We start from the raw sequence: 15499 nt of genomic DNA, 5'->3' as shown, positions 1-15499 counted from the left end.
AGAAAAAAAGACTGAGAATTTTCTCAGTCTTTTTTATTTATAATTTTTAATTATAATGAATTACAGATGTTTCCTGTAAGAGTAGCTCCTGCATTGGCTGTTACATCAGACTTTACAGAAGATAAAGATAAAGTCGGGATAGAATAAGGCGGAGTGAATGCTGTTCCGCTTCCTGCTGTATTTCCTGTAACATTTGTAAAGGTGTTGTTTGAAGTCACGGTTACTGCGGTATATCCGCTCATTAAATTGATAGGTTCTTTTACATTTTCAAAAACGTTTCCGTCTACGCGAATGTTTGCCTGTACACCTGCTGCAATACATTTGTTACTTACAGAACTGTTGAAGTAGCTGTTCACAATATGGATTTTTCCAAATCTTACTCTTGGCATACGTTCTCTGCAACCTGGAGCCCACCAGCAACGAACGAACGTTACATTTAGCTTTCCTGCATCTGTTGTAGATGAATCGCTGGAACCGATAAGATTAGAGAATCTGTGGTCGTCTGTTCCGCCTGAACCTCCTGCTTTGGGGGCTTTTAAATAATGGAATTTAGTATAGGAAACCGTGATATAATCTGATTTGTTTTTGATGTCGAAGTTTCCGTCAACACCGTCTCTGAATTCACAGTGATCAATCCAAACATTTCGGCAGTCATCCAGAATAGCGTTATCCCAGCCATCTGTATCATAGGCTCCCGGTCCTTCAAAAATCAGATTTCTGATGACGATGTTGTCACATCTTTTAATATTGATAATTCCTGAACCATCTTTTGTCTGATCTGTAGAAACCAATTTTGCACCACTTGTTCCGTAGATTGTTTTTCCACTCTGATCCTGAAATGATAAACGTGTCGTGATGGTAATGGTTCCGGTTACTTTGATGACTTTTACCGCTGTGTTTTCAATAGCTGCTTTTAGTTGAGCATACGTGGTAACTGTTGTTTCTGCAGCAGTTCCGCCTCCTGTTGTTCCTCCGTTCTGAGAAGCCCATCCCGGAGCGACACAATTAGCCAGAGGAACGACTGCATTGGCCTCAAGAATGTCATTCATCGTAAGGCTGTTCGGATTTTCTGTTAAATCGCTTTTGATGTCTTCCTGTCCGCATCCGGTTAAGGCAAAAACTGAGCTCAGAGCTACCGTCAGAAAGGCAGCTTTCATTGTTTTTTTCATAGTAATAATTTTTTTGTATTTGATACAGGTGTAAAATTATATATTTAATATGTAAATGTTTTATATTTTAGCATATTAATATTTATATAATTATAATATTAACTATTTAATTAATTCAATCGGTTGCATTTTATTATTTATTTAAAACATTTAATTAATATAGGTTTTGTAAATAAAATTCCCACAAATCTCAGAATTAACAGAAAATAATTTGTGTAATTTTGAAATCTGTGGGAGATTTACGTTTTATTATTTGTTAAATAGTATTTATTTAAGACGCTCTTGATGTTTTATTCAGTCAATTTAGAACTTTAGTAGAGTAATAAGCTGGAATTAAATAACTTTTGAATTTAGATTTAAGTACTTTAAAAAGCTCGGATAATTTTTTTAACGCAAAGTTTTATTTTTAATACTAAATATTGAAGTGAGCCAAGAATAATCAACAGGTTGATTTGATGAAGCTTTATTTTCAAGCTTCGCGACGCAGATTTTATTTGCCTTTGCCTTCTAATTAATGCAGATTCAATATAATCTTTACGTCAAAAATAAATAAGGTATTTCCGTTGCTATACATCTAGAGAAAAAACTTTATTTCCGCTCAAAAGTATACATTCCTCTTCTCTCTGTATTAAAATTGGAGTTAATTTTTTAACGCAAAGTTTTATTTTTCATACTATATACTGAAGTGAGCAAAGAATAATCAACAAGTTGATTTGATGAAGCTCTGTTTTCAGGCTTCGCGACGCAGATTTTATTTGCCTTTGCCTTCTAAAATAATAGGTGAGTTAAATATTAATCTTTGCGTTAAAAATAAATAAGTTATTTCCGTTGATATACGTCTAGGAAAAAAACTTTATTTCCGCTCAAAAGTATACATTCTTCTTCTCTCTGTATTAAAATTGGAGTTAATTTTTTAACGCAAAGTTTTATTTTTCATACTATATACTGAAGTGAGCAAAGAATAATCAACAAGTTGATTTGATGAAGCTCTGTTTTCAGGCTTCGCGACGCAAATTTTATTTGCCTTTGCCTTCTAAAATAATAGGTGAGTTAAATATTAATCTTTGCGTTAAAAATAAATAAGTTATTTCCGTTGATATACGTCTAGGAAAAAAACTTTATTTCCGCTCAAAAGTATACATTCTTCTTCTCTCTGTATTAAATTGGAGTTAATTTTTTAACGCAAAGTTTCATTTTTCATACTATATACTGAAGTGAGCAAAGAATAATCAACAAGTTGATTTGATTAAGCTCTGTTTTCAGGCTTCGCGACGCAAATTTTATTTGCCTTTGCCTTCTAAAATAATAGGTGAGTTAAATATTAATCTTTGCGTTAAAAATGAATAAGTTATTTCCGTTGATATACATCTAGGGAAAACCAAACTTTATCTACCTTCAAAAGTATACGTTCCTCGTTTCTCGGTATTAAAATCAAAAACCTGAGTATTTGGAACGGGATATCCTTTTAACTGAGCTTTCTCAGAAACTAAAGGTTTTTTAATGGAATTTACCTGATAGTATTCGTTTGAATTTTCCCCTTTTGCTGAGATTAAATTTGTTTTAGATTTTAAGTTTAAATTCTTCGCCACTCTGATTCTTGCATTTCCTCCCAGAGTAGATCTTACAACCAATTTTGTTAATTTAGAATTTTTCCAGTCGATATCAATTTCAAAACCGCCTCTTGCTTTCAATCCTTTTACAGAACCATTGGGTAAAGCATCCGGAAGTGCCGGTAAAATGTAAAGATAACCGTCATAGCTTTGCAATAACATCTCTGCAATACCTGAAGTACAGCCAAAATTTCCATCGATCTGGAAAGGTGGATGTGCGTCCAGAAGATTCGGATACGTTCCTCCGGACTGACCTTTGGTTTCCATAGGTGCAGGAGTCAATTGATCCGAAATTAATTTAAAAGCACGGTTTCCATCCAGTAATCTTGCCCACCAATTCACTTTCCATCCCATTGACCAACCTGTAGATTTGTCTCCTCTGTAGGTCATTGAATTTTTTGCAGCTTCCGTAAGATCGGGATTTCTGAATGGGGAAATCTGGCCGGAAGGGAAGAGGCCGTACAAATGAGAAATATGTCTGTGTTTATCGTCGGTTCTGTCCATATCTTTCAGCCATTCCTGCAATTGAGCGTGCTGTCCGATCTGCATAGGCGGAAGTTTGCTTAAAGCTGATTTCATTTCCTCCGAAAGATTTTTATCTACATTTAAAACTTTAGAAGCATTAATGAAATTGTTAAACACATCAAAAACCAACTGATTATCCATGGTTGTTCCGGCTGTAATTCCAACGCTTTTCATATACGTGTTTTCAGGAGACATAGATGGGGAAACAACAAGGTATTGTTTGGAAGGATCCTGCTGAAGAACATCCAGATAAAACAAAGCGCAACCCTTTAAAGCGGCGTAGTTTTTCTTTAAAAATTCTTTGTCTCCGGAATATAAATAATGATTCCAGATATGCTGCGTTAACCAGGCTCCGCCCATTGGCCACATTCCGTAGAAACCACCGTCAACAATTCCTGTAATTCTCCACAAATCTGTATTGTGATGCATATTCCAGCCTCTTGCGTGATACATTTCTTTCGCAGATTCCTGTCCTGTTATCGAAAGATCCTGAATCATATCAAATAAAGGTTCATGCATTTCACTGAGGTTTGTATTTTCTGCAGGCCAGTAATTCATTTCCGTGTTGATGTTTACGGTGTATTTACTGTCCCAAGCCGGATTCAACTGGTAATTCCAGATTCCCTGAAGATTGGCGGGCTGAGTTCCCTGTTGTGAAGAAGAAATCAAAAGATAACGTCCGAACTGGAAATATAAAGCCACTAAATCCGGATCGCTCGAAGTTCCGAATTCTTTGATCCTGATATCGGTTGTCTTTTTCGCCTGTTCAGAAGTTCCCAGATCTAAGCTTACCCGTTTGAAGTATTTCTGGTATTTTTCAATGTGAGCTTTTAACTCTGCATCGTATTTTTTATTTAAAGCGGATTGTAAATATTCTGAAACTCTTGCATCAGGATTTCCGGAAAGATCATTATACTTTTTGAAATTCGTTGCAATAGAAACATAAATGACCACTTCATCTGCTCCGGAAATTTCTAATTGATCTTTTGTTGAGGTTAGTTTTCCACCTTTCAACACAGGAAAAGCGACCGTTTTAAAATTAACTTTTCCGGTTTTATTATCCACAGAACCGCAGGTTCCATTGATAACTAACTGGTTTTTCTCTGTGAAAATAGATTTCTGTAAGTGTGGAGTAGAAGCATTGATGGAGAAATTTAAACTGCCTTTTTTGCTGGAAGAAAGCTTGATGACAATCACGTTATCCACAAAAGAGGAGAAGATCTCACGCTTGAAAGTTACCCCATTTACTTCATAAGAAACGGCGCTGAGTGCTTTTTCAATATCTAAAGTCCTGCTGTAATTCTTAACATTTTCATGTCCTTTAAAATCTAAAAACAAATCACCCATCGTCTGATAAAGCATTCCGTAATTTAAATCTTTCGGAGCCTGTCTTGGGTACGTTCTGTTGGAAACATTCTGAGCTTCCTGAAATTTGCTTTCATTCAACAGTTTTCTGATTTTCTGGATGCTGTCGAAGGTGTTTTTCGGAACATTATTCCCCGGTTCTCCTGCCCAGATCGTTTCTTCATTCAGCTGAAGATGTTCCTGTGAAGCACCGCCGAAAATCATGGCTCCCAACTTTCCGTTTCCGATCGGTAGTGCTTCGTTCCAGTTTTCTGCGGATTTGTTGTAAGTGAGTTTTAAATTCTGTTGTGCGTGAACTGAAACCGAAATGATGGTTCCGCAAGCCAGTAAGAATATTTTATGTTGAATAATCTTCAGCATTTTTAGATAATATGAAAATTTAAAAATTACTCATTACTTATTACCAATGGTTTTAAGCCAGTCTGAGCATAGTTTTTTCCAGTTATCTGTCAGTTCAGATTTGTTGGCAATTCCGATCTTATGTTCTCCTTCAGGGAAAATAAATAAAGCCCCTTTTACTTTATTTTTTACCATTTCCTGATAGTACAAAATACTGTTCATCACTGGAACGGTCTTATCATTTTGAGCATGAATCAAAATCGTCGGTGGCGTTTTTTCTGTCACGCGATTTTGCATAGAATATTCTTTGATTTTTTCAGGGGAAGCATTTTCACCAAGCAAACTGTTGCGGCTTCCAACGTGTGCAAACTCACCTAAATCAATCACCGGAGAAACTAAAATTGCAAAATTCGGAATGGTAGAAATGGTTTCCCAATCACCTTTTAATTCTGTATAATCTTTGGATATATTACTTACAGATGCTGCCAAATGTCCACCTGCGGAAGTTCCAATAACACCTACCTGATCTGGTGAAATACCATATTGTGCGGCATTTTTTCTGACCAATTTTATGGCTGCCTGAATATCCTGTAATGGCGCAATTTCTCTTTGCTTAAGATCAGGAGAAGTTGGTAATCTGTAATTCAGAACAAAGGCAGAGATTCCTAATGTATTAAACCATTTTGCGATTTGAAAACCATTCAGATCATAGGTGAGTTTATAATATCCGCCTCCGGGAATGATAATAACTGCCATTGGTTTTCTGTCTTCTTTGGGTGGAAAAAAAGCGAAAAGTTCAGTTTCTTTTATTTGAGTGATTCTGTTGTCTTTTTCTTCCGTCTTTAATGATAATCCTTTAGAATTTGGCATCTGACCTTTTGGCCAAACCATCATTTTTTCCTGTGCGGATAATTGAATGAAAAGGAAAATTAATAGTAGAAAATTAATTTTTTTCATAACTTTTTAATTTTGGTGAAGTATAGATAAACCTCATAGATTTTCAAAATCTATGAGGTTTAATTTTTAGATTAGTCTTTAAGAAAATCTTCTCTGAATGGCGTAAAAGCATCAATCAATTGTCCTTCTTCCAGACATTTTACACCATGGAAAATATTAGGTTGGGCAAAAAATCCGTCACCCTTTTGTAATATTTTCGTCTCACCATCCACAGTTACTTCAAATTTTCCTTCTGCAACATAGGTAATCTGAGAATGAAAATGCTGATGTAAAGCACCAACAGCATCTTTTTCAAATTTTACAATCACCATCATCACCTGAGAATTGTACCCGACAAATTGTCTCGAAACTCCGTCTCCTAAATCTTCCCATTCGGAATTGCCGTCAAAGAAGGGTTCTTTTTTGAAATTCATTTTTTGTATGTTTTTGAATTTTAAATCTAAATTATTTATTTAGTTTGTCATTCCGTAGGAATCTAGACTCTGAAAATTCTCTGTTGAATTAATTAGCCTAGATTCTACGCTTCACTTTGTTCCGCTCTGAATGACAAACTGAATATTTTTCTCTCGCTGATTTTGCAGATTACGCTGATTCTTAAAGTTGTCATCTGTGCAAATCTGTGCAATTTGTGGGCGACTATTTAATATACTTCTCCAGTCCGATTTTTAAAGTCTTCAGATTTTTCACGGCCAATTTGGCAATAGATTCTGCTCCCAATGTTGATAAATGGGTATCATCATCTTTTCCTTTCGGATAATAAGGGTCTTCTCCTTCTTTGTAATGCAGGTGCAGTTTTTTTGAATTTTCAGGACCGTAAGAAACTTCCAGTTGTTCAGTTAATAACTGCATATCGACAAACGGAACTTTCAAATCATTGGCCACCATTCTTACCACCAAAGGATATTCTTTGTGCGTATCGATTAAAACCCCGTTTTCATTGAAGTTTCTTCTTACAATAGAAGTCATTAGAATTGGAATAGCTCCCTTTGCTCTGGCTTCGTTTACATATCTTTCCAGATTGGCTCTGTATTGTGTATAAGGATTGGTGAATTTTGTTGAATCTTTTAATTTTTGGTCGTTATGTCCAAACTGAATGATTACAAAATCTCCTTTCTTCAATTGTTTTTCCACTTTATCCCATCTTCCTTCCGTTCTGAAGCTTTTTGAACTTCTTCCGTTCATCGCGTGATTCTGAATTTCAATTCCTGTAGTGAAAAATTGGGGCAACACTTGTCCCCATCCATGTTCGGGATTTTTATCCGGATTTTCTTTGTTGGCCATGGTGGAATCACCGATTAGGAAAAGGGTTGGTTTTTGTTGTGCGAATAAGAATGTTGCTAAACAAATGCAGAATGTTAAAAGTATTTTTTTCATTTTAAATAAATTTTTAATTAATATTCTTTTGTCTTGAAACAAAAGAATCAAAAGTTCAAGACTTGGAAACTTCCACTAAAAATTAGTTCTGTTCTCTAAAAATTCTAAAACTCACACGAATTCCTAATCCGTTTTCAGGTTCAATATGCAGGTCGTGCTCAAACAGTAGAATTTTCTTAATGTTCACAGAATTAATTTTCTTAACGTTCCATTTTCCTATGTCGATTTACTTGAGGTTATAATTACTTATTGCCTATTACTAATTACTCATGTTTGGGTTCCAGCCGTTGAATATTTTTTCAACAGTATAATTTTTCAAATCTTTTTTGGTCAATTGATGCGACCAGCTCACACGTTTTGAAGCGTTTCCACCTTCTCCTTTACTTCCAAATTCTGCGTAATAAGCGGTCTTTTCTTTATCCGGGAACATTTTGTCGCCTTTCCATGGGTTCCAGCCTTCGGGAAGAATGTGCTTTCCCATTTCGGTGTTGATGAAAACTGTTTTCGCGTAAGGTCGCCACGGTCTTCCCAAATACACTTTGGTGATGCCTTCTTTAGCAATCAATGTACAGTCAAAAAAGACAAAACCATATTGTCTGTCCGCTTCTGTCGCTGCTGCGGTGATATAAGAATCAGCTAAACTTTTAATGGTACAGTTTTTAAAAACAACGGTGGCTTGTCCGAAAATAAAGTCTGTCGTTCCTTCAATATAACAGTTTTCAAAATATTGTCTGCTGTGATTGGTTGCTGAATAAATCGTGTCCTGACAACCTAAAATATTAGAGTCTTTAATCGCAAAACGGTCACCTTCCACATGGAGAGAAACCGCCTGTCCTTCATTGCAGGAAGAGTTTTGAATCGTTAAATTATTAATTTTAATATCATCACCCATTACCAGTAAAGTATAGGAATTGAACGTCGTCATTTTTTCATTAAACGAATCTTTTTTTCCTGAAAAATCATTGTTGGTAATGATGGTATTGTCTTTATTCTCGCCTTCTAATGTGATTTTATGTTTTGAAGAACCAATAATCACTTTTTCATTATATGTTCCGGATTTAATAAAAACCAGTGCTTCTCCCGGTCCTAAATCTCTGATGGAGTTTATTGCTTTCTGAATCGAGGTGAAATCTCCGCTTCCGTCTTTGGCAACGGTAATTTTTATGTAGGGTTCACTTCCTGCAAAGAGAAAATTTGCTGCTGAAAGGAGGAGAATTAAAAATAATTTTTTCATAGGCTGAATTATTTTTTTGACGCAAAGATTTTTATAAAACCTTATAATTTTTAGGAAGCAAAGGCAAATAAAATTTGCTTCGCGAAGCTATGACGATAACTTCATCAAATCAATTTGTTGATTCATCTTTGCTCCTTAAAGTTTAACATATTTACTAATAAACTTTGCGTTTAAAATCATAATTAATATTATTTCAAAACTTTATTTAAAAAGTCAACCGTTATATTCAAAGTTTTCGTAAACCAAGGCTCTGCTGACCAGAATGAATGCGGAGTATCTTTGATCTCATGAAACTCTGTCGGAATATTATAGCTCTTCAGTTTTTTCATCATATCATCACGCCCTGCATGAAAACGAGGTTGCGAACTGTTGATGAAAAGGGTAGGAGGTGTATTTTTATCCACATATTCCAGTGGAGAAGCTTCTTTCCAGATTTTCGGATTGTCTTTTTGCTGATAACCCAGCCAATAGGCATCGTAAGTTCCTTCTTTTCCTGATTCTTCATGAACAAAAGAAACAACACCGTCAACATTTACAATAGCCTGAAGTTTGTTCTTTTTCTTAACACCGACTAAGGTGGCAATTTGCGCTCCCGCAGATTCTCCCAAAACCACCATTTTCTTTTTATTCAAAGAGTATTTGGAGTGATTTTTCTTTAACCATTGAATTCCCGTTTCAATATCTTCAACTCCGGCAGGATATTTGGCAACATCAGCCAAGCGATAACCGATCGCAATCACCACATACCCTTTTGAAGCGAGTTCCATTGCCATGAATTTTTCATTATCCTTACTTCCTGAAACCCAGCCACCACCGTGAACCATTGCAATTCCGGGATATTTTTTTGATCTGTCTGAAGGATAATAAACATCTGCTTTTAAAGAAAGTCCGTTGATATTGGCATATTCTACATCTTTATCGATTCCGATGTTTTGTGGAACAGGTCGGTCAATAGGGGTGATGAAAGGATATTTTTTCTTGAATTTTTCAAACGTACCTTCGTTGGTGTAAGGAGTGGCATTCGGTCGATTTACCTGTCCGAATGCCATTGTCCCCACAAAAAAAATAGAAATATAAGTATGTTTTCTGTTAAAAATCATTCGCTTATGGAATTTTTATTTAACTGCATTTTTCGCTACATCTGTTCCGATAGAAAGTAAATTTTTATCGGATGTTACTTCTTTCGGTAGCAATACTGCTCCCGTTTTGTTTCCTAATACTTTTACAACCGGTTTATTGGCTGATTCAAATTTTACAGTAGAAAGGTTAATATTCTTACTGTTGTAAATGGTTGCCCCTGTTCCTTCAGCATATTGCAGTTTTACATTTTTTAACTGAATTCCGTCTGCATCTACGATCGTTAAAGCTTTTCTTGTATCAAACTGAGAGTCTTCAATCACAATATTTTTAAGGTTCATTTCAGCCAAACCAAATAGAGTAATCGCTTCATCAGAATTCACCGCACTGATGTTTTTAAAGTAAATATTTCTGAAAATCGGAGTTTCTTCCGTTACAGGATACACTTTTTCCGGAGCTTTGTTTCCTTCCTGTTTTTGTCCGTCTTCCAACACTGGTGAAGCGCCTTCATAGAACATATTAAATCCGATTACCTGAGTCGGAATATTAATCATATCAATATTCTTGATGTAAATGTTTTCAACAATTCCCCCTCTTCCACGAGTCGTTTTGAAACGAAGCCCGATATCAGTTCCAATAAAAGTACAGTCGGAAACGTGAATATTTCTCGCTCCTCCCGACATTTCGCTTCCGATCACAAAACCTCCGTGACCGTGGTATACGACATTGTTTTTAATGATTACATTTTCAGTCGGCATTCCTCTTTTTCTTCCGTCCTGATCTTTTCCTGATTTAATACAGATCGCATCGTCACCAACATCAAACGTATTGTCGTAGATCAAAACATTTTTACAAGATTCTAAATCAACTCCATCACCGTTTTGAGAGAACCAAGGGTTTCTAACGGTAAGGTTTCTTAAAATAACATTTGAACACATCAATGGGTGAAGGTTCCAAGCGGGAGAGTTCTGGAAAGTAGGTCCGTCTAACAAGACTTTGTCACAACCTACCAAGCTTACCATTACCGGACGAAGGAAATCTTTTACCGTTGTTAATTCATCTTTAGAAATTTTATCTGGAACATTGAAGCTGGAGCTGCTTTCAAATCCTTTTTTATAGCTTTCTGAAGGGTACCAGTTTTTACCGTCTGCGGATAGAATTCCGCCAGATTTTACGATATTTTTCCATTCAGATTCTGAAACTTTACTTTTTTTGATGGCTCTCCATGCATCACCGCTTCCGTCGATTACACCTTTTCCCGTGATGGCAATATTGGTTGCATTTTTTGCGGAAATAGGAGATTGGCAACGGATGGTATTTAATCCTTCAAAGCTTACGTCTACCAAAGGATAATCGTTTTTATCTTTACTGAAAACGATAAATGCTCCTTCTTCTACATGAAGATTGATGTTGCTTTTTAATTCGATAGGACCTGTTAACCACATTCCTCTCGGAACAACTAATTTTCCACCACCTTTTTTGCTAAGGTCTTCAATTGCTTTTTTGAAAGCTTCGGTATTTTTTACATTTCCGCCTGCAACACCACCATATTGTGTGATGGAAACCGTGTTGGCTGCAAATGACGTTTCTGTAACCTGAGGCATTTTAAACTCAATGTTTTTATAAATATCCAGATTCTGAGCATAGATTTGCCCTGAAAACGTCATTGCTGCTACTAAACCGATCACTTTAAGAGACTTCTTCATTTTATTTTTTTTGAGTTTTAATTACTTTTTTAAATTCCTGATATACTATTGATGCCACTGCTTTTGCACCATCCGGCTGAAAATGCGTGTTGTCTTTTTGTCCTTTCGGATAGGCTTCGTACACATTCTCCGGAAGATTCATGAAGTAGTGGTTGGTCGTGAAATCCTGTCCTTTTTTTGTAAAATATTCCATCGAAAGTTTGTTTAAATCGATATATGGAACATTCATTTCTTTGGCAATATCTATCGGAGCCTGCCCATATTCTCCGTGTACATTTTCCAGTTTTCCGTCTTTCCAAGGGTAATTTCTGGCAACCGGAGTCAGAATAATCGGATTTCCTCCTTTTTGTCTGGTTTGGGTTACAAACAATCTTAAAAATTCTTTATACCCTTCAATATTTACATAGCGCTCCGGATTTTTTTCTGAACCGTCATTATGTCCGAACTGCATAATGACATAATCGTTTGGCTGTAAATGTTCGTAAACATATCTCCATCTGCCTTCCTGAAAAAATGTTCTTGTGCTTCTTCCGCCATGTGCTCTGTCGATAATCTCAACAGAATCAGTTGTAATGGCTGGTCGTAAAAATGCTAAACTGTCTTTTACAAAAAACGGCTGAAAAACCTGTCCCCATCCTGTAATCGGATAACGGACTTTCATATAGTCTTTTCCGGGTTCGTAATTTCCGGTGTAATCCGCCATCGTTGAGTCTCCGATGAGGTATATATGGGTAATTTTTTTATTGCGCTTTGCCGCCGTCTTTTGGGCATTCGTTTGTGATTGGCATGCAGACAGCAGCAAAACGACGAATAAAAATGAAACTATATTGTAAATTTTTTTGTTCATTGGTTTATTTCAAAATCCTTTTTATATTCTCGCAGATTTGGCAGATTTAGCAGATTTTTTTAATTCAGATGAAAAATTTAGGCATAATCATATGCGTTATCTGCTAAATCTGCGAGAGCTTTAAAATTTAATTTTTAGTGATTCTAAACCAATCGAAATCAGCATATCCTCCACGAGGTACTTTTGCAGTGCTTATACTGTATAAACCGACTTTAGCGCCAATCCATTTTCCGGGTTTTGCCTGAAAAACATCACCTACTTTTGTGAAGCTTTTTCCGTTTTCGCTGTAGCTGAACTGGCATAAACCATTTGGTTCGTTTACATTAACTTTTAGATAGGCTTCGTTTCCTTTTAATTTAGTTTCAAATAAAATCTTTTCTTCTCCTCCTTTATCTGCTTTTTCGGCTCTTCTTAGCTGAAGATAAAATCCATCGGATTTATTGGTAATTACAATCGATTCATGATCTAATCCCATTACCAACAGTCCGGCAGTTTTTCCTTCTTTAGCTTCTTCCGGAGTTAATTTAACCTTCGTTGAAGCTGCAAAATTCGGAGCCGAGAACTTTTGAGTTAATAGATTCGGTACATTCCACAGGTTTTTTTCACCTTCGGGAACTTTTATCGAGAATAACCTTAAAAATTTCTGTCCGGGAAGTTTGGAAGACCAAACGATATTTTCGTTCGCGCTCCACTGCCATTGCAGGCCTAATTTTTCACCATCAAATTCATCTGTTTCCGGCGGAGTAACAACAGGATAAGTTTGTCCTACGTTTGGTTTTTTATAAGTTAAAACCGGTTCTCCGATTCCGTTTTTATTATTGTCAATTCCCATTACAGGCCAGTCTTTCTCCCACTTCATCGGCTGTAAGTGGATAATTCTTCCTCCTGCATCTACATCCTGAAAATGATAGAACCAATCTTCCCCTGAAGGGGTGTCTACCCAAGCTCCCTGATGAGGCCCGTTGATCTTTGTTGTGCCTTGTTCAAGCACTACTTTTTCTTCGTAAGGACCATAAATATTTTTTGATCTTAATACCAATTGCCAACCTGTAGCAACGCCACCTGCAGGAGCAAAAATGTAGTAATACCCGTTTCTTTTATACATTTTCGGACCTTCAACTGTTGGATGAGACTCGTGACCGTCAAAAACATGAATGCCTTTATCCAAAACTTTTGTTCCTTCAGGATTCATTTTATTAAGAGTCAGAATACTTTTCACTCCGGCGCGGCTTCCTGCCCAACCATGAACTAAATAAGCATTTCCGTCTTCGTCCCAAAACGGACAAGAATCGATTAATCCTTTTCCTTCCATGACCAAAACGGGTTCTTCCCATTTTCCTAAAGGATCTTTGGTTTTTACCATATAAATTCCATAATCAGGATCGCCCCAATAAATGTAGAATTCTCCTTTATGAAAACGGATACTTGGTGCCCAAACTGCATCTCCACGTCTTGGAACTGAAAAATGTTCTTTAGGTAAAACATCCTGAATGGCATAATTCACCAATTTCCAGTTTACCATATCTTTTGAATGAAGAATCGGTAATCCCGGAGTTTCATTAAAACTGGAAGCGGTCATATAATAATCTTCACCCACACGAATAGCGTCCGGATCGGAATAGTCTGCATAAAGGATAGGGTTTTTGTAATTGTTTCCCTGATCTGCAGTCCAGACTTCGGAAACGTAGTTTTTTTCCTGTGCGTTCAAATAATTTGATGCGATAGAAAAAATGGTTACTGAAAATATATTTAAAATGTTTTTCGTTTTCATAAATCAGATTTTTAATCTGGTTTGTTTTTAACGCTAAGTGCGCAAAGATTTTCTTTTTTTAACTTGATGTATATATTTTTAAGTTCGCAAAGGCGTTCTACTCAGCAAAGGTTAATTGTTTAAAAAATGCAAATAATTTTTTACCATTAAGGTTTTATGAAGGAGTTTAGTATAGTTAAGTTGAGCTTCGCTTTAAGCAACTGACTTAATAAAATCTTAGATTTTAACCTTAATGAATCTTACCATTCTTAATGGTTTAAAGTATTACTTTTCAAATTCTAAACTTGCCAAAATGAATGGTCCTGTTCCTTTTCCGTCGTTGGAACGGATTTCTTCATTTACATAATATTTGAAAGAACCATCTCTGTAAGGTTTTCCTCCTAAACCTGCTACTGCACAACATTTGTTTAAGTTAACCACACCGTTTTCATCAACAGTAATTAAATTCTTGATAATCCCGGCGTAGCCTTTTTTTGCTGCGGCTTTATATGATTTTGGAAGGTAGCCTTCGTTCACCGATTTGATGATGGTATACACGAACATTGATGATGCTGTTGCTTCTTCATAATTCCCTTTTTCTAAAGGTTTGTCCAATACCTGATACCAAAGGCCAGATTTTTGATCCTGAACCTTGATCACTGCATCTGCGTAAGATTTTATGTAAGAAATTAATCTTGCTCTTCCCGGATGGTCTTTAGGTAAATAATCTAATACATCTACCATTGCCATTCCGTACCAACCCATTGCTCTTCCCCAAAAGTTTGGCGAAAGTCCAGTTTCTTTATTGGCCCAAGCTTCCTGCTTACTTTCGTCCCAAGCGTGATATAATAATCCTGTTTTTTTGTCTAAAAGATTTTTGTGAACAGAATCAAACTGCAACATAATATCATCGTATGCTTTTGTAGCGTCTGCTCCTTTTACAAAATCATGAGTATAGTGCGTGTAGAAAGGCATTCCCATATACAGACCATCTAACCAAACCTGATACGGATAGATTTTTTTGTGCCAGAAAGATCCTTCGTGGGTTCTTGGCTGTCCGTCAATTTGTAAACGAAGCGTTTGAAGCGCTTTCAGGTATTTATCTTTTTTCTCTTTTTCGTAAAGGTAAAGCAGAACATTTCCACTGTTGAGCATATCGATATTATACTTATCAAGATCGTAGGTAAGGATTGTACCGTCTTCTTTGATCAGGTCTTTCCCAAAATTACTGATGTAATCATAGTATTCTTTTTTACCGGTTTTTGCATATATTTTTTCAGCACCATCCAAAACAATTGCTGATGGATAGGTCCATTTCGGACTTTTACTGAAATCAAGCATCCAAGCTTCCGGAAAACGGTGCATTTCGGAAAGCATCATTCTTTCTGACCATTTCAAATTGGTAGGGACTACTTTTCCTGATTTTGCATTTTCTGTGGTTGGTTTTGCCGTAGCTACAGATTTTGTTTGAGCGCAAGCTAAGAACATTCCTGAACCTAAGATTGCAACAGCGTATGCTTTTATTTTATGATTAATGAAATTCATG

Annotated in this window: 11 protein-coding genes; all 11 read right to left on the bottom strand. The window is 36.2% G+C overall.

All coding sequences use genetic code 11. From position 1 onward, the window contains the following. Positions 1–50: 50 nt before the first annotated feature. Positions 51–1169, bottom strand: a complete 1119-nt coding sequence (locus tag JI747_RS16170; protein WP_225689908.1) for a pectate lyase family protein — start codon at positions 1167–1169, stop codon at positions 51–53. A 1385-nt stretch (positions 1170–2554) separates the two neighbouring features. Continuing rightward, positions 2555–5029 carry a glycoside hydrolase family 95 protein gene (locus tag JI747_RS16165; protein WP_225689907.1) on the bottom strand — a complete coding sequence of 825 codons (2475 nt, stop codon included), beginning with the start codon at positions 5027–5029 and terminating at the stop codon, positions 2555–2557. Between the two features lie 33 nt (positions 5030–5062). Then, positions 5063–5965, bottom strand: a complete 903-nt coding sequence (locus JI747_RS16160; RefSeq protein ID WP_225689906.1) for an alpha/beta hydrolase — start codon at positions 5963–5965, stop codon at positions 5063–5065. Positions 5966–6036: 71 nt separating this feature from the next. Next, a complete protein-coding gene (locus JI747_RS16155; protein WP_225689905.1) occupies positions 6037–6378 on the bottom strand; it encodes a cupin domain-containing protein in 342 nt (113 codons plus the stop codon). Between the two features lie 223 nt (positions 6379–6601). Then, complete coding sequence (locus JI747_RS16150; protein WP_039370728.1) at positions 6602–7339, bottom strand: rhamnogalacturonan acetylesterase; 738 nt, start codon at positions 7337–7339, stop codon at positions 6602–6604. A gap of 259 nt (positions 7340–7598) precedes the next feature. Next, positions 7599–8573: a pectinesterase family protein gene (locus JI747_RS16145; protein ID WP_225689904.1), complete on the bottom strand. Its 975-nt coding sequence runs from the start codon at positions 8571–8573 to the stop codon at positions 7599–7601. A gap of 188 nt (positions 8574–8761) precedes the next feature. After that, positions 8762–9673, bottom strand: coding sequence for an alpha/beta hydrolase (locus JI747_RS16140; protein WP_225689903.1), 912 nt, complete (start codon positions 9671–9673; stop codon positions 8762–8764). 15 nt (positions 9674–9688) lie between these two features. Then, positions 9689–11356 carry a glycoside hydrolase family 28 protein gene (locus JI747_RS16135; protein WP_225689902.1) on the bottom strand — a complete coding sequence of 556 codons (1668 nt, stop codon included), beginning with the start codon at positions 11354–11356 and terminating at the stop codon, positions 9689–9691. 1 nt (position 11357) lies between these two features. Further along, a complete protein-coding gene (locus tag JI747_RS16130; RefSeq protein WP_225689901.1) occupies positions 11358–12203 on the bottom strand; it encodes a rhamnogalacturonan acetylesterase in 846 nt (281 codons plus the stop codon). A gap of 127 nt (positions 12204–12330) precedes the next feature. Continuing rightward, positions 12331–13974 (bottom strand): glycoside hydrolase family 43 protein, encoded by a 1644-nt coding sequence (locus JI747_RS16125; protein ID WP_225689900.1) that lies wholly within the window; start codon positions 13972–13974, stop codon positions 12331–12333. A gap of 264 nt (positions 13975–14238) precedes the next feature. Further along, positions 14239–15498 (bottom strand): glycoside hydrolase family 88/105 protein, encoded by a 1260-nt coding sequence (locus JI747_RS16120; protein WP_225689899.1) that lies wholly within the window; start codon positions 15496–15498, stop codon positions 14239–14241. Position 15499: the final 1 nt, after the last annotated feature.

The sequence above is a fragment of the Chryseobacterium tagetis genome, assembly GCF_016735585.2.
Lineage (GTDB): Bacteria > Bacteroidota > Bacteroidia > Flavobacteriales > Weeksellaceae > Chryseobacterium > Chryseobacterium tagetis.
Note: the sequence above shows the minus strand (reverse complement) of the source record. Positions and strands in the feature narration are given on the sequence as shown.